This is a genomic window from Bacteroides sp. 51, from assembly GCF_010500965.1.
Taxonomy (GTDB): domain Bacteria; phylum Bacteroidota; class Bacteroidia; order Bacteroidales; family Bacteroidaceae; genus Bacteroides.
This window is the reverse complement of record NZ_QVMI01000017.1, coordinates 173,178-198,828: the sequence shown is the minus strand read 5'-3', so window position 1 is coordinate 198,828 and position 25,651 is coordinate 173,178. Positions and strand designations below refer to the sequence as shown.

Below are 25,651 nucleotides of genomic sequence, written 5' to 3'. Positions count from 1 at the left end.
ATCTCTTGGAATTTGAGTAGGGTTAACATAATGCTTTTTGATCCCAAAAGTAGAGCAAAAAAGAAAACACTAAAAGGCGGGGATTACCGAAGGCTTACGCTAATTATTGTATCGTTACTATGTGGTTGGGATGCCCTAGGCATTCCAATGGTTTGCCTAGGGCATCTCACTAGGATGGCACCGACCTTTTTGAGAAATAAAATAAAGAGAAATTTTACTAGTCCACCTAATTTTCTGCTTGATCCTCTTTTATTGGCTGAATGTTGTCTTTTAGAGGAATCTTTAAAAAGAAAAAAGTCTTCTAAACTATTCGCTTAGAAGACTTTGATTCATTCCTGACCGCTGGTAGCCTTTTTTTAAAGTGGGCGTTGACGGAACTTATTTAATCAAGCAAAACCCCGTATAATCAATGTGTTAACTTTCAGGTGCTTTTCTTCACACACAGATTGCACACACTTTTTTGAGGCAAAATAAATGCGAACAAATCGCTTTAACTATAAGGCAAAAGTAGCTATTTTTCTGATATTTACAAATGAAATTTCAGAAAACATATGAACTCTTTTCAATCTTCCGGTTTGTCCTGCTTCCCTTCGATACGCTTTATTTCTTTATCAAAATCGGATTCAAACAAACGGTCTTGTACAATACGGTATTTTTCAAATTCGCTTTCAGCAAAATCTTTTGCCATTAGGGCAGTAACTTTTCCACTATTTTGTAATATTTCCCGGTCGTCGGCTTCTAAAAACCTATCAAGGCGTTTCGCCCAATCTTCCATCGTCATAGGAATATGTCTTCTTGCCCGATCTTCTGCTAAATCTAAATAAGCGTTGACAATACGTCCCAATGATTCTAATTCGGTTTCGGTCAGGTAGTTTTTTGCAATGGAAACATCGGTCTTGATGATTTTACCGTCAGGACTTTTTTCCCACGAAGTTAAACCCATATGTTCTTTTTCAGCGTTGGCTCTTGATATAATGAGTTCGGCAGCTGTATGGCCGTGTATAGCGTAATGTAGTTTGTTTTGGACTTTAGCGAAGAACTCTTTTGTGGTAACAGCATCCTTATTGTAATCCATTGCAGTAGCGTAGATATCCGTTATCTTTTGATAGAAGCGGCGCTCGCTTAACCGGATTTCCCGGATTTCCGCGAGTAGGTGTTCAAAATAATCTTCATTGAGAAACGAGCCATTCTCCATGCGTTTTTTGTCAATAATATAACCACGAATAGCATAATCACGCAAAACGGATGTTGCCCACTGCCGGAATTGGGTTGCTCTTTGTGAGTTAACACGGTAACCAATTGAAATGATGGCATCGAGGTTATAAAACTTAGTATTATAATTTTTCCCATCTGCGGCAGTTGTCAAGAAATCCTTGACAACTGAATTCTCATCCAGTTCTCCATCATGGAAAATATTCTTCAAATGCAGACTAACATTTTGTTTTGTCGTTTGAAAAAGTTCGGCAATCAGGTTCTGCGTTAGCCAAACAGTTTCATCTTGTATTCGTACTTCAATCGTATTTTCTCCCGATTGAGAAGTAAATACCAAAAATTCAGCAGTGCTATTTCGTATTTGAAATTTCTTTTTTTTGGTCATATTTTAGGATTCTTCTTGATAATATACCTTATAATATTTCCCCTTCTCATCAACTCCTTGCTCAATCAAATTACGGTTTTTATGTATATGAATGTCGAAATTTTTGTCTAACTTTATAACATTCTTTAAAGAGCGGGATTTCTTCTTAACCGCTTCTGTTGATATCGTAAAATTATCAGATAATTCAAAGTTCTTCTCTTGCTCAAAAGCCGTTTTGTACTGTTTAAAACTTTCTATAGCTTTTGAGTCAGCTATAACTTCCTTTGCAAAATCATTGAAATTAAAACTCTCTTTTCCTTTGAAGAAGTTAATAGATTTATTCAGAATATCTACCTGATCAGCTTTTGAAACTTCATTTTCTTGTGGCAATTGTTGAGTTATAAATTTTTTTGCCAAATCAAGAAACTGACTTGTATTATTGATATCATCATTTTTTAAATCCGCTTTTATAAATTCATTTTTCCAATAATCAGTTTCAGTACTACCGTTATCAATAATAAAAACAGTATAAGGCTTTTTTGTGAAGACTATCAAACATGCCTTGTCTAACTTGCGAGATCCGATCCCTTTTTTGAAAGTCAATTTTCCCACTGATATTTCTAAAAAACTATCCCTGTTTTCTATTTTATATATTCCAATGGCATCGTAAAAAGAATTCTCTATTTTCACATCACTATACTGAACAACAAATAAATCTCCACCTTTTATATTAGGGTGTTTGGAGACAGACTTTAAATGCTGATGAATATTCTTCGATGTTTCAATAAAATCCTCATCCTCATAAATTGTTTTTGATAATTTATAAAGAGGATTTAATTCTATGTCAATATCATGCTTAAATGTGTATGTTGTCGTATTAGACACAAATGGCTTTAAGAAAATTCTCTTTAGTACCAAGTCTTCTTCCTCATCGCCAAATTCAAACAGTTCATTACTAATGTAATTATTGTTGTCATCATTGCTAATTCTGTGAAAAATCAGCTTTCTTACGATTGCGTCGTTTAATTCTATCATTTTCTATCAATTTTAACAGTCATATATTTCACCATGCTACTTATAACATAAAGCGTATTGTAAATAATACTTGCCAACCAATATATCACAAGAAACCGCTGTGCAACGACCAATGCAATAATTAAAAAATTGCATACAGACTTCATGTCGATGTTTTTAAGACATAGGGTGTATTGATATATATCTACGCTAAATGGTTCCTCAAATAATACGTTGAGAGATAATAAGACTAATGCAAATACACATAAAACAATGTTATATCCTGTTATAAAAGAAAATTGTTTAGTGTAATTGTATGCTTGAGTGTCCCACAATTTCTCTTTTGAATTTGGCTTTGGGTTATCAATGGGTTGATATTTGTCAAGAATAAAAATTATTGCTGTAGTAAATAACCCAATCAATATTGATAATACCGTAGAGGCGTATGCGACAAAATCAGAATTAAACCCCTCCCTCAAAAGAAGTAATAAAACCAATGAGGGTAATATGCATATAATTCTTCTCTGATTTCTCCCCCAAAAGGATGTACTAACATTATTATTAATGTCTGTCCTCTCAAACCGGTGAGCTTCGGTTCGCAAATCCTTTAAGTATTTACTTAGCCTTAGAGACATTTAAGTCTGGTCTTAATTCAGGTAATACTTCATCATTGAAATAGTTCTTACAAAGTTTCTCCAATTCATCAAAATCAGGGGTTCCGTCATCATTTTGTTTTGCAATTCGCCCATCCAGATACACAACAGGAACAAAATCTTTATCTTTAGTATTCCATTCGAAAGTTCGCGTTGAATTATCAACAGGATTTTTTGTAACTACTTTAGCTTCATCAAAATCATGAAGTTTTTTATGAAGTTTTTCTTTTCCAAATATATAACTTGCAAAAGTTGATTTTAATTTATCAAAAGCCGTTATTGAAATGTTTTTATTCTCTGGGGAAACTTCAATTCGGATATTGTATTTTCCCACTATATCACTTGTCCCATTTGCAGTATGTGTATTATCTACTTTAGAATCTTTAAATTCTATTGTTTGTATTATTGCTCCCTTTCTGAATTCATCTTGAAATGACTTTGGGCAAAAAGATTCAACAACCACCTTGTTATATTTGGTTCCTTTGAATAGATGAGATATAAAACTTCTGAAAATATTTGTTATGGTCTCCTCTTTTCCATTAGAATGGATTACAAAACATCCCTCATTATGGTCCAATGGTAAATAAAGTAAGAAATAGTAATATTGCAATACGGTTTTATTTTTACCGAGTTGGCTTCCTTCTTCTGGATTTGTTATATCTCCTATAATTCTATGTCGCCCATATGAACCTCCATTAATAACTCCTAAAAGAACATTGCTTTCGGATAAATACTTAGGTTGGTTAATTAAATACTTGTTTATAGCACTTCGTTTTTCTAATTTTATTTGTTTCTTCATTTTGTCATCTTTTGAATAATTTCCATCCAATGACTTAATAAAATGAGTAAAAAGCGATTTCATTATTTTGTCGTCAGTAAATGATGTTTTTCCTTTCAGCTCATCAATAGCAAAATCTCTAAAAGTCTTAAACTCTTCTTGTCTCGGATTTAGCTTAAATCTGAAAAATTCTAATTTAGGGTTAATTGAAGCCATAATCGTGTGTATTTATTATATGATTTTTTTTGCTGAGACTAGCAACTCACTTACATCTACATTCAATACTTTTGCAATGGCGAATAACGTTTCAAGTGAAGGCTGCGACTCATTCGTACACCACCGAGAAACAGTAGCTTCGTTCTTTCCAAGTTTTTCAGCTAGCCACTTTCCAGTACGTTTTTTCTCTACAAGTACAACTTTTAATCTGTTCAATTCCATCATCAAATTATTGAGGTGTTTCGCAAATGTATTGATTTGTTTTCAATTAACCAAAAGGATGCTATTATTTTAGTTTCCAACACAGTTACAAAGGCAAATAATTCTAACAAACCATGCATATGTTTTTTCCTTTTTTATTTGATATACCGTTCTTTCATTCAGGGAATAGATAAGGCAACACTTTTGCGGGAAATACTACCCGAAGCGTAGCGCAGGTGTGGAGATTTCCCGCAAAACCCGTAGGGCTTGGTGTTTCCGTTCTATTTCCTGTGTGTATTTTTGTATTTCAAATGAATAAAGGATTTCTTTAATCCATTCTAAAAATAAGATATAAGTTTCCCTACTGATACCGCATAATTAGAGCCGTCTATCAAATAAAAACCCAACTTCTCGGCAAATGAACGGCTTTTTTTATTGACGGATTCTATTCCGATATGCCTAAAACCGTATTTTAAGACTATTCCTGAAAGGAAACTAACAAAATGTACTCCATTCCCTATACGTTCTTTTCGGAAGCAAGTTCGGGCTATAATCAGACAATCAGGAGGAAATATACTTGCTACTCGGCGAATGCGTAAATACAAATCTACCCGCTTGTTTCTTCTGGTAACTATAATATTATCAGGAGTGAGATACACAAGGGATAGACGGTACTTAAACCGCTTCATCAGGTATATATCTATTTCTTTCCGTATTTCTTCGTATTGGTTCATAGTATTATGATTTATCTTTTGCGACCTCGTTTGGGTTTCTTCTTTATTTTCTTTTTCATCGGAATTTGTTCTTCCCCTTTATTGCTCACATCAGGAGTAAGCAAGCCTAATGCAGAGGATAGAACTAAATCAGGGATATTGAAAGATTGTTTATCTTCTTTCTTATTTTCTTGATTTACAGACTGTATGTTTGAAAGGTTATCGTCTTGTTTATATGCAACCTTGTTTTCAGTCAGTTCTTCCTGCTTATCTGTATTCCTGCCAGTCTGCATATCTGTATTTTTTCTTTCATCGGAAATCTGGCGTTCCTGCATATTAAGTTGTTCGGATATACTGCCGTTCTTCATCGTGTTGTAGTATTCAAAAGATTCAGTTAATTCCCGTTTATGATTGAATAGCCTGTCAAATCCCTGTTCAGCTTGCCGGAACAGATTCTTCCTGTCAAAACCGCCTTTAACCGTTCCTTTCTGTGTGTTCTTGTGGTTGGTAAGTGGGGATAGCTTTTTCTTATTGGTCTGGTCTTTCCGGCTGACAATCAAATGGCAGTGCATATTCAGTTCGTTGTTTGACCTATCCCGGCTGAAATGTATCTTACCGTAAAATTTTATATCCTCTGCCAATAGCCCTTTGTTGAAATTCTTAGCGTATTTGGGAATAACCACTTCGCGGATATACCGTTTCATGGCTTCGGCTTGTTCCTGTTCGGTGTTACCCATTGCCCGAAGTTCCTTTTCCGATGGGCTGACATGGATAGCATAAAACTTGGCATCCGTTTTCATAAGTTGCCCGATATTGCCGTCTATATCTTTTACAACCTGTGATTTGTAGATATTATCGTCTGTCAGATTGAAAAAGCCTTCGGTATAGATTCCCTGCTCCATGCGTTCCATATCTTCATGTTCCAGATAGTTGCATAGCTTTCTGCTACTGCCTGCATTATTATATGTTCCTTTGGACGGTGGCGGGAAATCTATGTTCATGAGTTAGTTATTGGTTTATCAGGTCGTTAATCTCGATTCTTAGATTCTCTTTACGCTTACCGTCCATTACTCCGCAGGTTGCCAGTCCTGAATACAGGGAAATCAACTTCAATAACTTCTGACTATCTCTTTGCTGTATTTGGGTTTGCTTATTTATAGTCTTGGAATGATTGTCAATAATAGTAGATAGCTTATCAAGGCTTGCGGACTGGTTATTTATTACTACTGCTATTTTGCCGAAATGTTCGTCCAACTTTTTCAATACATTGACAAGATTCTCTTTTGAGGTGTTTATTTCTAAATTTACTTTTTCCGTCAGGATTCCGACAGCCGTATCGAATTTAACGGCTATTGAATGGCTTGTCCGTATCATCGGGTTGAGTTGTTCTTCTTCGTAGTGGCGAATGAAACGGATAATATCATCCTGCCGTTTGTTAATCTTGGCAAGTTCCGATTTTACTGATTCGGGAGCATCAGCAGGGTTGATATGTGCTTTCTCCAAATACAGGAATGCCAGTTTTACAACTTCACTCTTTTTCAGTGAATAGCGTTTACGTATCTTTTCTATTAAACGTCCTGTTTCCTTGTCTATGGAAACAGTGGTATATATAATCTTTTGGGCTTCATCTTTCATGATAATTACTTTTTAATGGAACTTCATGTTATTAAAAGTCTGATAATTAGCGATAAATACAAAAGGCTAATTATTGGACTAATTATAGCGGCTTAGTATAAACCGCTAAAGCCGAAGGCTTTGCCCCGCAGGGCAAGAGGAAGAACAGGACGAAGTCCAGTTCCCTCTTGCTTAATTTAGCGAAACGAACAGAGCCAGTGAGCGAGGTTGTTTCTGCTAAATGCGGAGCGTTAAAATAAAGGCGTAAACTAAAACAAGCCTTCATTCGCTTGCGTCATTCTGCTTAGAACACATAAAAAGCAGATTTATTCATCTTTCAGGTCTTTATCGTCCTTGTCTTTGGGTTTCGGGTGCTTCTTTTCAAAGTCTTGATAGGTTTGAAAATCCATGTGCGAGCGCACAAACTCCCGAACATCAGAAGTGCGGTAATAGGTTTTGTGGGCTATCATAAAGAAAGGTAGTTTCTTGCTGGAGCGATATCGCTGTAATGTTCGGTAAGATACTTTCAGGAGAAAGGCTAAATCCTGATTGTCAAGCAGGGTTTCGTCCTCACTAAATACCTCTTTGGTGTTTATCAGGGATTTCAAGTCCTGACCAATCTCACTCAATTTTTTGGATAACTTCTGCATCCATTTTTCAAAATCTTCGTTATTAATATACATGACTTACTTCGTTTTTCAAATTAATACTATTTATGTCTAATGCATTGACGAAGCAAAGGACGGCAGAACGAAGCAATTAAAATAGGGGAATCCCTATGGACTCCCCTAAAGTTAATTCGTAATCAATAATAAATCAACCATTTACGGAACCATCTTTTTTCATCTTCTTTTTCCGGTTTTCACGAACGATAAGATTTTTTAGGTAATCCAGTGCTTTGGTAAGGTTGTAGGGCTTACGTTTGAATACTCGTTCTTTTGATTTGTGGGCATTTCCAAACGTAAAATTAAAGGCTTGTTCCAAAGCGTGAGCGATATGAATATATGGGGCGGAATTTCCTTCTTCATTAAGAAACTGTCCGGAAAACTCAAATGAAACGGCGAACTCGCTCATACTATCAATCCCCAAGCCTTCACGCTTGGGGATAAAATAGACTTTGGGAATCTCTGATTGGGGATTATTGACGAATTGATTTGTTTGTAAAGTAGCAAATTTTAGCAAATCAATTTCAGATTCAAGAAATAGGATAGCTTTTCTAAGATAGGCAATTTTTAGGGCATTTTTCCCCCTGCTCGTGCCGATAAAGCGATTCTACGAATACTAACTCAGCACGAGTAATACTCAGTATCCGATAAATATTAGAATAACTTTGTTCGGATTGGCTGGCTGTTTTTACTTGTTCCATAAAGCTTCCATAGGCATTTCCCATTTCTTCGTTTGTTACTTGCGAGGATTCAGATAATAAGCTGATAAACCTCTCTTTTAATAATTCATTCATAAGCATAATTTTTAATGTGAATATTAATAATCAGACCAAAGTCTTGTTCTATGCTGAATGACTTGTTTTAGTATAATGCAACCTTTATACAGTAGAATAGATAGCGGTTATTTGCTTATATTTATGTTTAGAGGTATAAATACATAATTATTCTGGTTCTTTTCTATTTTGCCCATATGAGGGTATCCTAAATGCATTCCTCCGATAAGAATGTTATTTTTAGATACATACTCAAATATTTCTGTCCGAGTTTGAATAACCTGTTCCGGATCTGAATCAAAAGCTAAGGTTACATCAGGATAGGGTACCTGAATATCTATTGCAGGAATCGCATCACCCCAAATCAATAAAGAAGATTGATTAGACTCTAATAAATAAGCAGCATGTCCGTGTGTATGCCCACATGTTGCATAACTTTTGAATCCACTAATTAAATCAGAGGCTTTTCCCTCGAGTTTATCCGGCGTAAAAAGATATAGTTTGTTTTTATAAACCTTTATTATTTCGCGGGCTTGTATGAAGTTTCCTTGATAATCTTCTGGCAAAAGAGACATAGCTTCATCATTCATCCAATAATCATATTCAGGTTGTGGTATGTATAATGCTGCATTAGGGAATACAGTTTCATTATCTTGTAACAATCCTCCAATATGGTCACTATGCATATGTGTCAGTAGGATTATGTCTATTTGTTCCGGTTCAATATCGCTTTTTTTTAGATTACTAAGCAAACCTTGTCCTGCTCCCGTATCTATCAATATTATTTTATCAGGAGTACGAACCAAGAAAGAATTGACTACAAAAGGAATTGCTCCTTCCGGATAATACTTCTGTACTATATCTTTTTTTGAACCAATTAAAACATCAGTAGTTACATCCGGTAGTTTTTCTGATAATACACTTACCTCAAAATCACCGACTTCAATAGTAACAATGCTTCCCGACTCTTGTGCTGTTGCTCTATTACCCGGATAAATTGCAACAAATAAAATAATTAATGATAATAAGAGATTTCTCATGATGCTGAAAGTTTTTAATATTAATAAGCGTAAAAGTAATCTTAATAATATCAGCCACTTTTGCTCAAAAGCTCAATTTTTTATTTGTGAAGGATTATATCCGAATCTTTTCTTAAAAGCATTTGAAAAGTGAGATAGGTTCTCGAACCCGGAGTCAACATAAACATCAGAAGGTCTTAATCCTTTTTCAGAAATAAGAAAATGAGCATATTCCAATCGTTTTAAAGTTAGCCACCTTTGGGGTGATGAGGCAAATATTTTGGAGAAGTCCCGCTTAAATGTTGCTAAACTACGCCCCGTAAGATATGCATAGCGATTTAAGGGTAAGTTGAATTTATAATTCTTATTCATAAATTCTTCCAAATCAATCTTTCCGGGTTTGTCGAAGTTAGAAAGGATTGTATCAATCCCCGGATTTAAGGAACGAAGAATAGCCAACGCTTCTGTTTGTTTTATTATCACTATCTGGTGCTGTAAATCATTATCTTTACCCCAATAAGACTTAAGAGGTTCAAAAAAATCATCCCATAGAGGACTTTTCATTATTAACCTGTTGTTTAATTTAAAGCTACTATCATAGACAGGCTGATGCTGGCTATAGTATTCCTGAAGGAATGATTGAGGAAAATAAATACCGATAGATTTATGAGGTTGTTCTTTTGAAGCTAATTTCGAAAATCTTAGAAGGTCATTCCTTTTAATAAAAACAGTATCCCCTGCCTGAAGATAATATGCACTATCAGGATCAGAAAATTTTAACTGCCCTTCAATCATATATGTAATAAGATTACCGGGAAACATTTTCTCTACAGTATTCAGGCTTGTTGCTGTGCAAGAGAAAAAAAATCCAATTTTCAATGCTTCCTTCATTATAATATATTTTTGCGTATTCAATGACTTTCAGAATGTAAAATTACAAAATAAAAGGGAATTATTGTTTGCTCAAGAGCTCATTTATGCAAAAATAGTTCTAATCTTAATTTGGAAAATAAGAGTCAAAGTAAATTTCCTTAAGGTCGAAAACTCCAACCTTAAGGAATACTTAACAAATTATTTTCTCTGTTTATAATACTTCCCCAAATCGTCTAATTCTCCTCTTACCTTATTGACTTCCGCAAATATTTTTTGATTGAGTACCTTCGCGTAAATCTGTGTTGTAGTGATGTTTGTATGACCTAACATTTTGGAGACACTTTCGATAGATATGCCTTTCGTCAGCATAAGGGTCGAGAACGAATGTCTTCCGCAATGTGTTGTAAGCCTTTTGTTTATGCCACACAGCGCAGCGATTTCTTTCAAATATTCGTTCATCTTCTGGTTCGTGTGGATTGGAAGGAGTTTCCCATTCTCTAATCCTTTATATTTTTTGAGAATAGAGAGAGGTATATCCAGTAATGGGATATTTGCCTGAACAGAGGATTTCTGGCGGTTGAGTTGTATCCATTTCTGTCCGAAGCCATCTTCTATAATGTTATCGTCATTTAGATTGGTAGCATCTATATAGGCTAATCCAGTGAAAATTTGGAATAGAAACACATCCCGCACCTCTTCCAACCGTTTTACCCCGAATTTCTTATTCATCAACTTCTTAATTTCAGGCTCAATCAGAAATTCTTTCTTTACAGGCTTATATCCAAGTTTGTATTCGTCAAAAGGATCTGTGGATATATACTTATTTTTTAAAGCTGTCGTTAATACTTTCTTTAAATAACGTAAGTGCTTTACCGATGAATTATGTCCGCAATTACATACAGATTTGAGATATATCTCATAGTCGGAAATAAATTGATAGTTAACTTCCTTCAAAGGTATATCTTTCTTGTTGTATTGGTGAAAAAGAAAATCTTCTATCCGTTTCCTCGTTGCCGTGTATTTTGATAGGGTAGTACTTCGGATAGCTTTATCCACAAGATTACGCTTTTGTTCTACCAAACTGTCATACATGGACAATAACGTATATTTCTGAACGCCTAAGCCGAGATAGGCATCACGTAATTTTTCTGGGGTAACATATCCGTCTCTCTCATAAATCTCATTATAATGATTTTTCAAGTCAGAACGGATTTTATCTATAGCGTCATTTATTACTTTGGCTTCTTTAGTTCTTCCTTCCGCTCGTCCGATTGGATTCCAGATTAACGGATTTATAAACAACTTTGGATTAAACTCAATAGATTTCCCGTCAATCGTGATTCGGATTGCAATTGTTACTGAACCGTCTTTGTTTGGTCTTGTTTTTCTAATGTAGAACAGAACATGATAGGTACTTTTCATTTTTTTTCTCCTTTTAATTCGACAAAATTATAGTTTATCGTTAAAGGATTTATCGCCTTGAAAACGCCAAATTAGGTCATTGTAAGACACTTAATTCCAGTTGATTATTTGTCTATTCGTGTGCAGAAATTGGGGTTGTTTTTCACACACGGTTTGCACACAAACCCACTGTCTTCTTATGTCTTTTTTCGTCCTGCTGTGTCCACTATGTAAAAAGAAAAATCCCATTAATCTATTGATTAACAGGATTTTTGTCTCTTAATTGAAGTTTCTGTCTTTTGTTGACTTCCACCAATTTTATGTCTTGGTGGGCGTTGACGGATTCGAACCGCCGACCCTCTGCTTGTAAGGCAGATGCTCTGAACCAGCTGAGCTAAACGCCCGTATGCTTTTCTCTTAAAGCGATGCAAAGATACGGCTTTCCCTTAAACATGCAAACTTTTGGCGAATATTTTTTTAAATAGACGCAAATAATATGTGTATCTTTGCCAAAAATCATTCAACCTATTATAATGGAAGCAAAAGAAAACATAGAAAAATGGGAACTATTAAATAGCGAGTACCTATTCAAAGAACCCTGGTTTACAGCAAGAAGAGATACTGTAAGATTACCGAACGGAACCCAGATTCCATCTTATTATGTATTAGAATACCCCGAATGGATAAATGTTATTGCTATTACCAAAGAGGGCAAATTTATTTTCGTCAGGCAATATCGTCATGGTCTGAGAGAAGTGTTCTATGAACTGTGCGCAGGCGTTTGCGAAAAAGAAGACGACTCGCCCCTGCAATCTGCACAAAGAGAGTTACTAGAAGAAACCGGATATGGTAATGGCACCTGGACGGAATACATGGTTGTTTCTGCCAACCCATCTACCATGACCAACCTGACACACTGCTTTCTTGCAAAAGATGTGGAACAGGTATCAGACCAACATCTGGAAGATACGGAAGATTTATCGGTACATTTATTGTCGCTGGAAGAAGTCAAAGAGCTTCTAACCACCGATCAAATTAAACAAGCCCTAATGGCTGCACCACTTTGGAAATATATGGCAGAAAACAAATGATGAGTCTCGCTGTCTATTGACCGCTTATAAATACCGGATGATCCGGCCTGGAGAATTCTTCATCGTACGCGAATCCTTCCCAGGAGAATGATAACAGGTCATCCGGTCTTTCTATTCGCTCTTTAAGAATGAGACGTGTCATTTCACCGCGGCACATCTTTGCGTAAATGACCACAGTAGTGGGTTTATCTTTCTTCCATACCCGAAACTCAGGAGTAATAATACGGACTTCTTTCTCTACGCGTGCCCAATCGAACAAATCTTTCATTTCCCCACTTGCCAGATTGCAGAGCACTCCCCCACTCGCTTTAATTTCATCTATAAACAGATCGGTCAACCGACTCCTCCAATAGGCAAACATAGTTTGGCCGCCAAACTCAGGCAGACGCACATCTCCTTCTAAACGATAGGGCCGGATCAAATCCATGGGGCGAAGTAAACCGTAGCAGAAGGAAGTCAGCCGCAAATGGTCTTGTGCATACAAGAAATCTTCTTTAGTGAAACTTTGCGGGTCAAGCCGCTTAAATACGATTCCGGTATAAGCCAGTAAAGCCTGCAACTCAGGAGCAAAGTCTGAATGAAACTCCTGAAATCGTTTATAGTTTTCCAAAGCCATTTTGGAGTTAACATGTAATAAACGCTCCAAATCATCAACAGCGTATTGGGACATCTGAAGCGCAATATCGGCTGCTTCTGTTTTGAAACGTGGCTCGGTTTGCAAGGGAGCTTTTACTTTTGAAGAAAAGCTCATTGTTTTGGCGCAAGATAAAAGAGTAATCATATTCAAAAGTTGTAGGGGCGATTCGTGAATCGCCCGACTTTACTGTGACACATTGCCGCGGGCGGTTCTCGAACCGCCCCTACGAAGCGATTTCGTTATTATTTCAAGTTATACAGAAATCATTTATATTCCTGCCAGCTCTTGATTTGAATATCTTCCAGTTTCAATTCGCAGAACGCTTCAATGAATGCGCTAGCCAAACGAGCATTGGTAATCAATGGAATGTTGTGGTCAATTGATCCACGACGAATCTTATACCCATTGGTTAACTCGCGTTTCGTATGGTTCTTCGGTATATTCACGATCAGGTCGAACTTATGTTCGGAAATCATGCGCATTACGTTATTTTCTGCATCTGGTTTTTCGTCCGGCCAGTACACAGGCTCAGTAGTTACACCATGAGCATTCAGGAATGCAGCCGTTCCGGCAGTTGCATAAATCTTATACCCTTTATCGTGCAGCATGCGGCTTGCTTCCAGCAAATCTACTTTCGATTTCATAGCTCCCGAAGAGAACATGATACCTTTTTGAGGAATGCTGAATCCGGTAGCGATCATTGAACTTAACAAAGCTTCCGAGAAATCGTCGCCCAAACAGCCAACTTCACCTGTCGATGACATATCCACACCCAGTACAGGGTCGGCGTTATGCAAACGTGAGAAAGAGAACTGAGAAGCCTTTACACCGATCCAATCAATATCGAATGCCGATTTATCCGGTCTGCTATAAGGTGCATCCAGCATGATACGGGTTGCAGTTTCAATAAAGTTGCGTTTCAGCACTTTAGATACAAATGGGAAACTACGTGAAGCACGCAGGTTACACTCAATAACCTTCACCTCGTTGTTACGAGCCAGGAACTGAATATTGAATGGCCCGGAGATATTTAACTCCTGAGCAATCTTACGGGCAATGCGTTTGATGCGGCGTGCCGTTTCAAAGTATATCTTTTGTGCAGGGAATACCAGCGTAGCATCTCCTGAGTGTACACCGGCAAACTCAACATGCTCTGAAATAGCATATTCTACTACTTCACCGTTCTGAGCCACAGCATCGAATTCAATTTCTTTGGTGCTCTGCAAGAATTGAGAAACAACCACGGGATGTTCTTTTGATACTTCAGCAGCCATTTTCAGGAAGTTTTCCAACTCGTCTTCGTCATAGCAAACATTCATTGCCGCACCCGAAAGTACGTAAGAAGGACGAACAAGTACCGGATAACCTACCTTTTCTACGAACTTCTTCACATCATCCAGACTGGTCAATTCCATCCACGCCGGTTGGTCAATGCCCAGTTGGTCGAGCATAGCCGAGAACTTGTTACGGTTTTCAGCACGGTCGATAGAAACCGGAGAAGTACCCAGGATAGGCACTGCCTGACGGTGAAGTTTCATGGCCAGGTTATTTGGAATCTGTCCACCCACAGATACGATTGTACCGCGAGGTTGCTCCAGATCAATGACGTCGAGTACGCGTTCGAATGAAAGTTCATCAAAGTACAAACGGTCGCACATATCATAGTCGGTAGATACGGTTTCCGGGTTATAGTTAATCATAATTGATTTATATCCCAGTTTGCGAGCAGTTTGCACAGCATTAACCGAACACCAGTCGAACTCTACCGAGCTACCAATACGGTAAGCACCCGAACCGAGAACAACGACCGACTTCTCATTCTTATAGTAATTAACATCATAGCCTTCTACCGCATACGTCATATACAGGTAGTTGGTCAGGCTAGGATCTTCAGAAGCAATGGTATTGATACGTTTTACGGCAGGAAGAACGCCCAGTTCTTTACGACGAGCACGAACAATCAGGTTTTCTTTCTCCATATTTCCTTGTGGATTCAACACGAAACGTGCAATCTGGAAGTCAGAGAAACCTAGAATTTTCGCCTGACGCATTACATCGGCAGGAATATCTTCTACTTTGTCGTATGTAGAAAGTTTCGCTTTATAATCAACGATATTTTTCAGTTTGCCAAGGAACCAGGGATCAATCTTAGTCAGATCGTGGATGCGATCAACAGTATAGCCCTTTTCCATAGCTTCTGCTATAGCAAACACGCGCAAGTCGGTTGGACGGGAAAGTTCTTTATCCAGATCATCAAAATCCAGATCATCATTACCTACGAAACCGTGCATGCCCTGACCAATCATACGAAGACCCTTTTGGATAATCTCTTCAAATGAGCGCCCGATAGACATGATTTCACCTACAGACTTCATGCTTGAGCCGATTTCGCGAGATACACCGGCAAATTTGGTTAAATCCCAACGAGGTATTTTACAGATCAAGTAATCCAACTGTGGAGCAGCATAAGCCGAGTTAGGTGTACCCATTTCGCCAATCTGATCCAACGTATAGCCTAGCGCAATCTTAGCCGCCACGAAAGCCAACGGATAACCGGTTGCTTTTGAAGCCAATGCAGAAGAACGGCTCAGACGGGCATTCACTTCGATTACACGATAGTCATCGGTTTCGGAGTTGAACGCATATTGAATATTACACTCGCCCACGATACCCAGGTGGCGAATACATTTTGTAGAAAGTTCCTGAAGCATGGTGAGTTCCTTGTCGTCCAACGAGCAAGTTGGAGCCACAACGATTGACTCTCCGGTGTGGATACCCAGCGGGTCGAAGTTCTCCATGCTTGCCACTGTGAAGCAGTGGTCGTTCGCATCGCGGATTACTTCAAATTCTATTTCTTTCCAGCCTTTCAGCGACTCTTCGACCAGAATTTGCTTAGAAAAAGCGAAAGAGCTTTCGGCCAATTCAATAAACTCTTCTTTATTCTGGCAGATACCACTACCCAAACCGCCAAGTGCGTAAGCCGAACGAACCATTACCGGGAAACCGATACGCTCTGCAGCAGCCAAAGCATCGGCCATATTTTCTACCGCCTGGCTAACTGGAGTTTTCATATCAATTTCGTCGAGCTTCTTCACGAACAGGTCGCGGTCTTCTGTATACATGATAGCCTCAACCGAAGTACCCAATACGCGTACGCCGTATTTATCCAGGATGCCGTTGGTGTACAATTCTGCTCCGCAGTTCAATGCAGTTTGTCCACCGAACGCCAACAAGATACCATCGGGACGTTCTTTTTTAATTATTTCTTCAACAAAATAAGTCGTTACCGGAAGAAAGTACACCTGATCGGCAATACCTTCCGACGTTTGAATGGTAGCAATATTCGGATTCACCAATACCGAACTGATGCCTTCTTCTTTTAAGGCTTTCAATGCCTGTGATCCGGAGTAGTCGAATTCTCCGGCTTGTCCAATCTTCAGTGCTCCTGAGCCTAACACCAAGACTTTCTTAAGTTTTTCCTTCATTTCTTTTTTGTTATTTTAAGTTGTAATTATCGTTCCGACAGGCAAAAAAAAAGCGTTACCCTTGATGTTAGGATTAACGCATCTACTCAAAACCGACTAAAATGTTTTTTCTGCTGGTTCATTCTTCTTTTAAGTTTGTGCAAAGTAACGACTTATTTTGGACATAACAAAGATATTCCAATCTTTTTGCGTAAGTTTGCCCCTCAAAATAGAGTTTTGAGTTTTAAGTTTTGAGTTCTAAGTTACAAACTGTGAGCTACCAATAACTCAAAACTCAAAACTTAAAACTTAAAACTTATTATTTTATGGAAACAGTTGTTAGTGGAATCCGTCCGACGGGTAATCTGCACCTGGGAAATTATTTTGGTGCAGTGAAAAGTTTTGTTCAGATGCAGAATGAGTATAATTGCTATTTTTTCATTGCAGACTGGCACTCACTAACTACACATCCTAAACCAGGGAATATTATTCAAAGTGCAAGAACCATTCTTGCCGAATACCTGGCCTGCGGACTTGATCCTGAAAAGGCAACTATATACGTGCAAAGTGATGTAAAAGAAGTATTGGAACTATACCTTTTCCTAAACATGAATGCCTATTTAGGCGAGTTGGAGCGTACTACTTCCTTTAAAGATAAAGCACGCCAACAACCGGATAATGTAAATGCCGGCTTGCTTACTTACCCTACTTTAATGGCTGCGGACATCATTATACATAAAGCCGTAAAAGTACCTGTAGGCAAAGATCAGGAACAAAACATGGAAATGGCTCGTAAGTTTGCCCGCCGCTTCAATAACATATACGGTTTGGAGTTTTTCCCGGAACCTGCATCTTTCTCTTTCTCGGAGAAGGCGCTTAAGGTACCCGGACTCGATGGTTCAGGCAAAATGGGTAAATCGGATGGTAATTGCATTTACCTGTATGAGGACGCCAAAAGCATCCGGAAAAAAGTAATGAAGGCCGTAACCGATGCGGGTCCAACCGCTGCTAACAGCGAAAAACCGGAAGTAATCCAGAATCTATTCACGTTCCTTGATATTGTATCAACCAAAGATACATATGATTACTTTAATGAGAAATGGAACGATTGCTCTATCCGTTATGGTGATCTGAAAAAGCAATTAGCCGAGGATATTGTTACATTCAACGAGCCTATCCGCGAACGCATTGAGGAATATATGAACAATACGGAACTGCTGGATAAAATTGCTCGCCAGGGAGCAGAAAAAGCACGCGAAAGTGCAACGAAAACAATTCAGGAGGTAAGAGAGATTATTGGTTTCCACAGATAGCAGCGAGGCGCTGCACTCAGGTTTCCTACGGTAACAAATAAGAAAAGCCGTTCCCTTAAAAGAGAACGGCTTTATTATTTATATCAAGCTATTATTATCTAGCTGTTTCAATCAACACCATACGGTTCAAGAAAATCTTTTGGAATTTTTCAACTCCACCTTCGCCTTCAGTAGCAATTCTGTCTCTGTTGATACCATATTTTTCAACCAATATGTTAGCTACAGATTTTGCACGTTCAGCACTTAATTTCTGGTTGTAAGCAGAAGTTCCTGTTGCTTTATCAGCATAACCGAAAAGTTGTACCTTCAATTCAGGATATTTCTTCATATAATCTGCCAAGTGGCCAATATTTACCATTTCCTTATCAGAAACCTTAGAAGAGTTAATGTCGAAGAATACAGCATAAGGAGTTACATCACCCACATTCTTAACAACAGTTTCAGCTACTACTTCTGGTTTTCTAGACAATTGGTCTTTCAAACTTTGGTTTTCTGAAGCCAGGTTATTCATTCTATTACGCATATCTCTCAATTCGGCTTCTGAGATCAGATCTTTAGAAGCAACTGGTTTTGAGAATCCACGTGCTTTGAAATGGTAAGTTAAACCGATAGTTGCAGAAACTACACCGTCAAAATCATGGCTACCACCTAATTCACGGTCAAATTTATCTTGAGCCAACATTCCACTGAGTTCCAAGTTGATGTCAAGAACAGGCGATACTCTGAATTTATTGATAATACCTGCGTTCACTGCAAGAGCCTGTGATTTTGTTGATCCTGAATACGAGTGGGTAAAACCAGCACCCAAATAAGGAACGAATTCGTATACACGATCAGGATTATATCCGCCTAACATAGCACTCAAGTTAAACAGAACGTCACCGTGAAGATTCATATAGTGGAATTTCTGATCGTAAAAACCTGCTGCATCAGGACGGCCTTTAGCAAAACTACCAAATCCATGTCTTGAACCTTTTGCTTCGTAACCGCTATATTGTAAACGAAGTCCTAAACCAGGAGTAAACCATTTACCAAGAGCTACATTGAAAGTTGGGCTAATACGATCGCCTAAATCATTGTGAACATCATTATTACCAAGTAACATTTCAGCACCTGCTCCGGCAGAAATAAACCAGTTATCCCAAAACTTATTGGTAAATACTGAATATTTTTCACTAGGGACGTTTTCAAATCCCCCATTCTGAGCCATTGCTACAGAAGACAAACCGGCAACTGCCAGTAACATTAGAATCTTTTTCATACCTTAATAGTTAAAGAGTTTATTAAAATCAATTTGTTATAAATTTCTTTTTTTGTTATTGAAATTACTTTTTGTTTTTACAACTACATTAATAACACCTTCAGTTGTAAAAGGTTTTAAGAATCTATTTTTTTTTGAGAAAAACTTCTCCCCTTTTCAAAACAAAAAAGGGGATATTTTTAAGAAACAAAACAAAAAAGAAGAACCAAAACAAGACATAATAAACTAATTATCAACAACATAATAAACAAACAAAGATCTTTAAAACATTATTCATTAAATGTTAATACAAGATTCTATTTTAACACTATTTTTTTCATAGCATCCTGGTAGTTCCAACAAAAAAAGAGCGTAAAACCTAAGGGGGCCTTCGATTTCCCCCGGTTTTACGCCCTAAAAAAAAAAGACACGTTATTAAAGCATCTCGCTGCGGCACGCTACCGCTTACTGAATAGGTTCCCCCTTATAGAAATTAAGAACCTTCGAACAGAACATATAATCATACTTCGCTTGTATCCGGTCGGCCAATGCCTTCATCAGATTCAGCTTAGCTTCATTATATTCAATAGAAGTAGCTTTTCCATTTTCGAACTTTTCTCCCATCAGGCGGAAAGATTCTTCATTGGCAGCAACAGCAGCAACACTAGAGGTATATTTTGCTTCGGCAGCAATTGCGTTATACCATGCTTGTTGTATCTCTTTATATAACCCTTTCTTTGTTTCATCCAACCGCATAGAGTAATTCATGCGTTGTAATTTAGCATTACGCACCCTGTTGCGTGTAGCAAAGCGGTTAAAGATTGGCACACTTAAACTAAAGCCGATATACTTATTAAAGTGGTTGTCCAGCTGTGTAAAGAAGTCTTGTCCGGCGTGTCCTTGTGTTGTATAAAAGCTGGAGCCCAGTCCTGCACCAAAAGAAAGCGTTGGATAATAATCACTTTGTGCTATACGAATACTCTTCTCGCTACCTTCCAGACGATATTGAGCTGCCAGGATTTCCGGCTTAAAAGCCAGAGATTCAGCAAATATAGCATCTGGCGGGGTCAGTTTCTCAAAGTCTGGCTCTTCCTGAGGAGATACCACAGAGAATCCTTCCGGAGTAGGTAGTTCGAGCAACTGACTCAGATCAAGTAGAGCTAAACTATAGTTATTATCAGCTTGTACTTCACTCATTTGATCTTGTGCCACACGCGATTTAGCCTCAGCAACTTCGGCAGGTGCAGCTTTTCCTACTTCCTGCATGCGAACCATACGGTTCAATTGTTCCTTACTCAGGCTCACCTGCTCTTTGGCCACTATAGCCAATTCCCGGTTATACAGTACTTTTACATAAGCAGAAGCGATATTAATGGCAATATCATCCTTAGCCTTGTTCAAATCTTCAACAGATGCTTTCAGGTTGAGTTTCGACAATGCATACTGATTGGGTAACTCCATTCCCGTAAACAAAGGTATATTTGTGCTCAAACTAAAGTTTGTAGTTGAGTTATTCGTATTGGTATATGAGTTATCAACCGGCGAAGCAGCACGGCCCCAGCTGTAATTCTGATTGGCACTACCATTCAGATTCGGCAAGCGTGCCCATTTTGCTGTATTGACGTCGGTTTTGCTTTGTTCAGTCACATTCTCGGCACGTTGTACTGTCAGGTTATTCTCAATAGCATAGTCAATACATTGGCGTAAAGTCCAGGCCCCTTCCTGAGCTACGGCCGAAGACGCAGAAACCGTACCGATTAAAGCTATAATTATAGTTTTTATCTTCATATCCATCCGTTATTTATCTTTCTTTTCCATGCCACGCAGCTTATCGCTAACAGTAGCACCATTCTTTATTTCGATCTTAATACCATCACTCATACCAATTTCCACGTTCCGGCGATCAAACTTTTGTTCAGGAACACTATCGGTCATCACCCATACAAAGGCACTGTCATTACTGAATTCGAGTGTACTTTCGGGAATAGTCAGTACATCGGTAGCACGGGCAAGTACAATTTCGGCATTAGCCGAATAACCTGCACGAATGGTTACGGAGTCAGGAGCACTGATAGCCGCTTTGATTTCAAATTGGTTTGCACCATTTTCTTCTACACCTTTGGGTGAGATATATTCAAGGGTAGCTTCGAATGTATAGTTCTGCAACGCACCCACAGTCAGTTTCACCGGCATACCTTCATGCAGACGGCCTACTTCTGTTTCGTCAATCTTTCCCCGGAAAATCAGGTCGGACATATTGGCTACTGTTGCAATCGTGGTACCATCGTTGAATGTATTACTCATGATCACCGAGTTACCTTCTTTAACCGGTACATCCAGAATCAGACCGTCAATCGTAGAGCGGATCATGGTGTTACTATAAGATGCGGTTTTTTGGGTGATACCTTCTTTGATAATATCCAAAGCGTCTTTGGCATTTTCAAATTCTTCTTTTACTTGTGCAAAGGAAACTTTTCCTTTTTCGAATTCTTCACTACTGATCAGGCCATCCTTAGCGAGTTTCTCAATACGTGCAAAGTCGGTCTTTCCTTGGTTGTAGTTGATTTCGGCAATACGCACACGGCTTTCGGCCTGGTTCAACTGGCCTAATTCGGGGATTACTTTTACCCGGGCAATCACCTCGCCTTTCGATACCTTTTGTCCGGCTTCTTTATATACAGCATCAATAATTCCCGAGATCTGAGGTTTAATCAGGATTTCATCTCTCGGTTCTACTTTACCGGTAGCTACCGTACTCTTTTCAAGGCTGGAAATAGCAGGAGTAACTGTTTCATAAACCTTCACTTTAGGTTTTGACTTATTGTACAGGAATACAAATGTCCAAAGGATCAGAACTCCCACAAGCACTAACAGTGCGATCTTAAAAAACTTTTTCATCTTATATGTATTTTATTATTTGTTTTTCAGTTTAATACGATAGTAACTTCAATCGTAAATCGTAAATCATCAAATCGTAAATCCCTTTATTCGTCTCTTATCGCTTCAATCGGCTTAATGGCCATTGCTCTGAAAGCGGGTGCCAATCCGGCTAGCATGCCAAGAGTCAAGAGCAGCAGGGTTGCACCGATGGCGGTCCAGAAGCTGATCTGGAATATGACCGGATTGCCATGTGAGGAATCGGCATTCACCATTATTTCAACTCCTTGCAATACCAGAACGGCAAATGATACCCCGATAAGTCCGGCTACAGTGGTCAACACCATACTTTCGGAAAGTACTTGCTGAAGAATATCTTTGGGCTGCGCACCGATAGCGCGGCGTATTCCGATTTCGGTGGTTCTTTCTTTTACGGTAACCATCATAATGTTACTTACACCGATGGCGCCGGCAAGAAGCGTTCCAATTCCGACAAAGATGACGAGCCAGTTAATACCCGTCAGCAGGTTGTCGACCATCGAGAACATGACTTCGGTATTCATAAACATCACGCCTTGTTTATCGTCGGGGGCAATAAGGTGATTCCTTTTTACAACAGCTTCGACCTCAGTTTGTAATTCGCTAACCTTTACTCCCGGCTTGGCTGTGATACAGATCATGTCAATATTGCGTCCCAGATTATAGGTTTGCTGCATTGTGGTATAGGGGATAACGATACTTTCGGAAGCTTCTCCGTTTATCTGAATATTACCTTCTGATATATTCACACCGATAACCTGATAATAAACTCCGTCTACACGAATGTATCTCCCCAGCGGGTCGTCGCCTTTACGGAAAAGTTCTTCATATACACGTTTACCTATTACGCATACTTTGCGGGCGTCGAGTATGTCGATGTCATTGATGAAGCGTCCCATACCCATGCGTTGACTTTCGATTTCATTATAATCGGGATAAAGTCCTTTGATGATACAGCTACTTTTACGGTCGTCGAGTACGGCAGTCCGCCCCCAATAGTTGGTGGTAGGTGTAATTACATCAACTCCGGGAACATTCCGGCGTATCCGTTCCACATCATCAATTTCCAGCCTCCACCAACGTCCTTTGCGGAATCCTTTATATGCCTTACTGGTGCGTTGCGGCCATACGAAACAGGAGTTCGACGCAAAGCCTTCGAAGTTGGAGGTCATAAAGCCTTTAAGACCGCCGCCACCGCCCATCAGGGCTACCAGCATGAATATTCCCCAGAATACCCCGAAAGCAGTAAGTAAACTACGTGTCTTATTGCGGGTGATCGTTACAAAGATCTCTTCCCACGTATCTAAATCCATTCTCATAATCTTAATCTGCTCTAAGTGCTTCAATCGGACTAATATTCACTGCTTTCCATGCGGGGAAAAGCCCGGCTAAGGTTCCGGCAAAGACTAATGTCAGTGTGGCCTGAATAGCGACATTCACTCCTACGGTAGGATTGGTGAATACGGTTTCCTGCCATACTCCGGTATCCATTGTTTGGCTTCCCATCATGGTATCCATTAGTTCGGTGACCCCGATTCCAAGTACCATACCAATATAGCCGAACATTGCAGTGATAAAGACGCTTTCCACGATGACCAGATATAGTATGGACAGTGGTTTGGCTCCGAGTGCTTTCCGGATTCCGAACTCCCGGGTACGTTCGCGTACGGTAATGAGCATGATGTTACTTACGCCTACAATTCCGCTTAAGAGGGTAAATATACCGATAATCCAAATGGCTATTTGAAGTACGGAAGCTGCCGTTTGTTGTTGAAGATACTGCATGAACCGGTTCCAGATCCAAAGTCCTCCGGTATCTGTGGGGTCTACCCGGTGATTGGCGTTGATTACTTTACGGAAACGGTCTATAAAAGCTTCATTCTCTTCTTCTGTAAGCAATCCTTTGGTCGTGAAAAAGAGGTTATTCAGTTTATCACCTTTATTATATATGGTTTGCAGGGTAGTGAAGGGAATGTATCCCTCGCGGGCATCGCTATCGCTGCGGTCTGTATAGACTCCCACAATCTGGTAAGCGATTCCATTGCCGACTACGAAGTTTCCGATGGCCTCTTCTTTAGGAAAAAGCAGTTCGACTGTTTTGTGATGGAGCACAACTACTTTGCGGCGTTCGCGTAAGTCGATCTCATTTATGAAACGTCCTTTGGAGAGGTTTACGCGTTCTACTTCCGTGTAGTTAGGGTATACGCCGCTAAAGCTGGTGCTTACGTATTCCGAGCCACGGCTCAAGGTGATTCCGCCCTGACGTACGCGTGCTCCGACACTGATAACATTCTCCGAGAACAGGGTTCCGGTGATATCCACATCTTTATTATCGAGTTCCACACGACGTCCTTCTTTTAGTCCGTCATAAGCCTTGCTGGTCCATCCGCCGGTTACACGTACGGAGTTCATTGCCATATCTTCCGAATTGGCGTCAAAAGCATTGATCAATCCGTTTCCGGCGCCCAGCAACACGATAAGTATAAAGATACCCCATGCCACGGCAAAACCGGTCAGGAAGGTACGCAACTTATTGCGGCGAATGGTACTGTATATTTCTTGCCAAATCTCTAACACAACTTATATATTTACGATTTTACAATTTACGATTTACGATTGGGATTACATCTATATTTACTATTAGGCGATTTACGATTTACGATTAGGGTTACTATAGTTACTTTAATCGTAAATAGTAAATCGTCTAATGGTAAATCACTTCATCAATCCGTCCCGCCCGAAGATAGAAGCAGACTGATCGTGGTTTTCTTCTATCCGTTCAATAACTCCGTCGCTGATGCGGATGATCTTGTTCGTCTGATTGGCAACGCCGCTCTCGTGGGTTACTACGACAATGGTCATTCCGGAAGCATGGAGTTGTTTGAGGATGTCCATCACCTCGCGCGAGGTTTTGCTGTCCAATGCACCGGTCGGCTCATCGGCAAGGATGATTTGGGGTTGGGTAATCAGCGCACGGGCTATGGCTACACGCTGTTTCTGCCCGCCACTCATTTCATTGGGCAGATGGTGCGCCCATTCTTTCAGTCCCAGTTTATCGAGGTATTCCATAGCCAGCATGTTTCGTTTCTTCCGGCTTACGCCCTGATAGAATAACGGCAGAGCCACATTCTCCATCGCGTTCTTAAAGGAAATCAGGTTAAACGACTGGAAAATGAACCCAATCATCCGATTCCGATACTCGGCCGACTTTGTCTCGCTAAGATTCTTGATTAATACGTTGTTCAGATAGTACTCTCCGGTATCGTAATTATCCAATATACCCAGTATATTAAGTAAGGTGGATTTGCCCGACCCCGAACTTCCCATGATGGAAACAAACTCTCCCCGATGGATGTCGAGGTCGATGCCTTTGAGCACATGTAGCGGCGCTCCGTTGTAGTAGGTCTTGTTGATATCCTTTAAATGTATCACTGTATAAGCCCGTTTAATTATATATTTTTTAATATTCTGTCCTATTAGACGCACCGAATATA

At 39.2% G+C, this 25,651-nt stretch carries 24 protein-coding genes and 1 tRNA gene; 3 read left to right on the top strand and 22 right to left on the bottom strand.

Annotated elements, in window-relative coordinates; genetic code table 11:
• Positions 1–318 (top strand): hypothetical protein (locus D0T87_RS24230; RefSeq protein ID WP_203558689.1); only part of this gene is annotated, 318 nt, incomplete at its 5' end.
• 244 nt (positions 319–562) lie between these two features.
• Here the strand turns inward: D0T87_RS24230 and D0T87_RS14155 are convergent.
• The 14 genes from D0T87_RS14155 to D0T87_RS14095 form a co-directional block, all read right to left on the bottom strand.
• Positions 563–1,597, bottom strand: a complete 1,035-nt coding sequence (locus D0T87_RS14155; RefSeq protein WP_163175787.1) for a virulence RhuM family protein — start codon at positions 1,595–1,597, stop codon at positions 563–565.
• A gap of 3 nt (positions 1,598–1,600) precedes the next feature.
• Positions 1,601–2,611 (bottom strand): nucleoid-associated protein, encoded by a 1,011-nt coding sequence (locus D0T87_RS14150; protein ID WP_163175786.1) that lies wholly within the window; start codon positions 2,609–2,611, stop codon positions 1,601–1,603.
• Between the two features lie 594 nt (positions 2,612–3,205).
• Complete coding sequence (locus D0T87_RS14145; RefSeq protein ID WP_163175785.1) at positions 3,206–4,237, bottom strand: hypothetical protein; 1,032 nt, start codon at positions 4,235–4,237, stop codon at positions 3,206–3,208.
• Positions 4,238–4,252: 15 nt separating this feature from the next.
• Positions 4,253–4,462, bottom strand: a complete 210-nt coding sequence (locus D0T87_RS14140; RefSeq protein WP_370526849.1) for a helix-turn-helix transcriptional regulator — start codon at positions 4,460–4,462, stop codon at positions 4,253–4,255.
• A gap of 314 nt (positions 4,463–4,776) precedes the next feature.
• Positions 4,777–5,172, bottom strand: a complete 396-nt coding sequence (locus D0T87_RS24625) for a GNAT family N-acetyltransferase (protein ID WP_239063668.1) — start codon at positions 5,170–5,172, stop codon at positions 4,777–4,779.
• Positions 5,173–5,183: 11 nt separating this feature from the next.
• Positions 5,184–6,152 (bottom strand): DUF5712 family protein, encoded by a 969-nt coding sequence (locus D0T87_RS14135; RefSeq protein ID WP_163175784.1) that lies wholly within the window; start codon positions 6,150–6,152, stop codon positions 5,184–5,186.
• Positions 6,153–6,159: 7 nt separating this feature from the next.
• The gene (locus D0T87_RS14130) at positions 6,160–6,786 is read right to left on the bottom strand and encodes a BfmA/BtgA family mobilization protein (RefSeq protein ID WP_163175783.1); all 627 of its coding nucleotides are present in this window, start codon (positions 6,784–6,786) and stop codon (positions 6,160–6,162) included.
• Positions 6,787–7,091: 305 nt separating this feature from the next.
• Positions 7,092–7,448, bottom strand: coding sequence for a helix-turn-helix domain-containing protein (locus D0T87_RS14125; protein ID WP_163175782.1), 357 nt, complete (start codon positions 7,446–7,448; stop codon positions 7,092–7,094).
• Positions 7,449–7,581: 133 nt separating this feature from the next.
• Positions 7,582–7,947: a hypothetical protein gene (locus tag D0T87_RS14120; protein ID WP_203558688.1), complete on the bottom strand. Its 366-nt coding sequence runs from the start codon at positions 7,945–7,947 to the stop codon at positions 7,582–7,584.
• A gap of 34 nt (positions 7,948–7,981) precedes the next feature.
• Positions 7,982–8,224: a hypothetical protein gene (locus tag D0T87_RS14115; protein ID WP_370526848.1), complete on the bottom strand. Its 243-nt coding sequence runs from the start codon at positions 8,222–8,224 to the stop codon at positions 7,982–7,984.
• Between the two features lie 107 nt (positions 8,225–8,331).
• Positions 8,332–9,243, bottom strand: a complete 912-nt coding sequence (locus tag D0T87_RS14110) for an MBL fold metallo-hydrolase (RefSeq protein ID WP_163175779.1) — start codon at positions 9,241–9,243, stop codon at positions 8,332–8,334.
• Between the two features lie 72 nt (positions 9,244–9,315).
• Complete coding sequence (locus D0T87_RS14105; protein WP_163175778.1) at positions 9,316–10,113, bottom strand: AraC family transcriptional regulator; 798 nt, start codon at positions 10,111–10,113, stop codon at positions 9,316–9,318.
• 180 nt (positions 10,114–10,293) lie between these two features.
• On the bottom strand, positions 10,294–11,517 hold the full coding sequence (locus tag D0T87_RS14100; protein WP_163175777.1) for a site-specific integrase: 1,224 nt from the start codon (positions 11,515–11,517) through the stop codon (positions 10,294–10,296).
• A 305-nt stretch (positions 11,518–11,822) separates the two neighbouring features.
• Positions 11,823–11,900, bottom strand: a tRNA-Val gene (locus D0T87_RS14095).
• Positions 11,901–12,029: 129 nt separating this feature from the next.
• On the opposite strand from D0T87_RS14095, the gene D0T87_RS14090 reads away from it, so the two are divergent.
• The gene (locus tag D0T87_RS14090; RefSeq protein WP_163175776.1) at positions 12,030–12,587 is read left to right on the top strand and encodes an NUDIX hydrolase; all 558 of its coding nucleotides are present in this window, start codon (positions 12,030–12,032) and stop codon (positions 12,585–12,587) included.
• A gap of 13 nt (positions 12,588–12,600) precedes the next feature.
• Here D0T87_RS14090 and yaaA read toward each other — a convergent pair whose 3' ends face one another.
• Positions 12,601–13,368 carry a peroxide stress protein YaaA gene (yaaA, locus tag D0T87_RS14085; RefSeq protein WP_163175775.1) on the bottom strand — a complete coding sequence of 256 codons (768 nt, stop codon included), beginning with the start codon at positions 13,366–13,368 and terminating at the stop codon, positions 12,601–12,603.
• 119 nt (positions 13,369–13,487) lie between these two features.
• On the bottom strand, positions 13,488–16,709 hold the full coding sequence (gene carB, locus D0T87_RS14080) for a carbamoyl-phosphate synthase (glutamine-hydrolyzing) large subunit (protein WP_163175774.1): 3,222 nt from the start codon (positions 16,707–16,709) through the stop codon (positions 13,488–13,490).
• Positions 16,710–17,014: 305 nt separating this feature from the next.
• Here carB and trpS point away from each other — a divergent pair, with 305 nt between their 5' ends.
• Positions 17,015–18,001, top strand: a complete 987-nt coding sequence (gene trpS, locus D0T87_RS14075) for a tryptophan--tRNA ligase (RefSeq protein ID WP_163175773.1) — start codon at positions 17,015–17,017, stop codon at positions 17,999–18,001.
• Between the two features lie 94 nt (positions 18,002–18,095).
• Here trpS and D0T87_RS14070 read toward each other — a convergent pair whose 3' ends face one another.
• The 6 genes from D0T87_RS14070 to D0T87_RS14045 form a co-directional block, all read right to left on the bottom strand.
• A complete protein-coding gene (locus tag D0T87_RS14070; RefSeq protein ID WP_163175772.1) occupies positions 18,096–19,262 on the bottom strand; it encodes an OmpA family protein in 1,167 nt (388 codons plus the stop codon).
• A gap of 444 nt (positions 19,263–19,706) precedes the next feature.
• On the bottom strand, positions 19,707–21,029 hold the full coding sequence (locus D0T87_RS14065; RefSeq protein ID WP_163175771.1) for a TolC family protein: 1,323 nt from the start codon (positions 21,027–21,029) through the stop codon (positions 19,707–19,709).
• 9 nt (positions 21,030–21,038) lie between these two features.
• On the bottom strand, positions 21,039–22,139 hold the full coding sequence (locus tag D0T87_RS14060; protein ID WP_163175770.1) for an efflux RND transporter periplasmic adaptor subunit: 1,101 nt from the start codon (positions 22,137–22,139) through the stop codon (positions 21,039–21,041).
• A gap of 86 nt (positions 22,140–22,225) precedes the next feature.
• A complete protein-coding gene (locus D0T87_RS14055; protein ID WP_163175769.1) occupies positions 22,226–23,476 on the bottom strand; it encodes an ABC transporter permease in 1,251 nt (416 codons plus the stop codon).
• Between the two features lie 4 nt (positions 23,477–23,480).
• A complete protein-coding gene (locus D0T87_RS14050; protein WP_163175768.1) occupies positions 23,481–24,734 on the bottom strand; it encodes an ABC transporter permease in 1,254 nt (417 codons plus the stop codon).
• Positions 24,735–24,872: 138 nt separating this feature from the next.
• Complete coding sequence (locus tag D0T87_RS14045; RefSeq protein ID WP_163175767.1) at positions 24,873–25,589, bottom strand: ABC transporter ATP-binding protein; 717 nt, start codon at positions 25,587–25,589, stop codon at positions 24,873–24,875.
• Positions 25,590–25,651 lie beyond the last annotated feature (62 nt).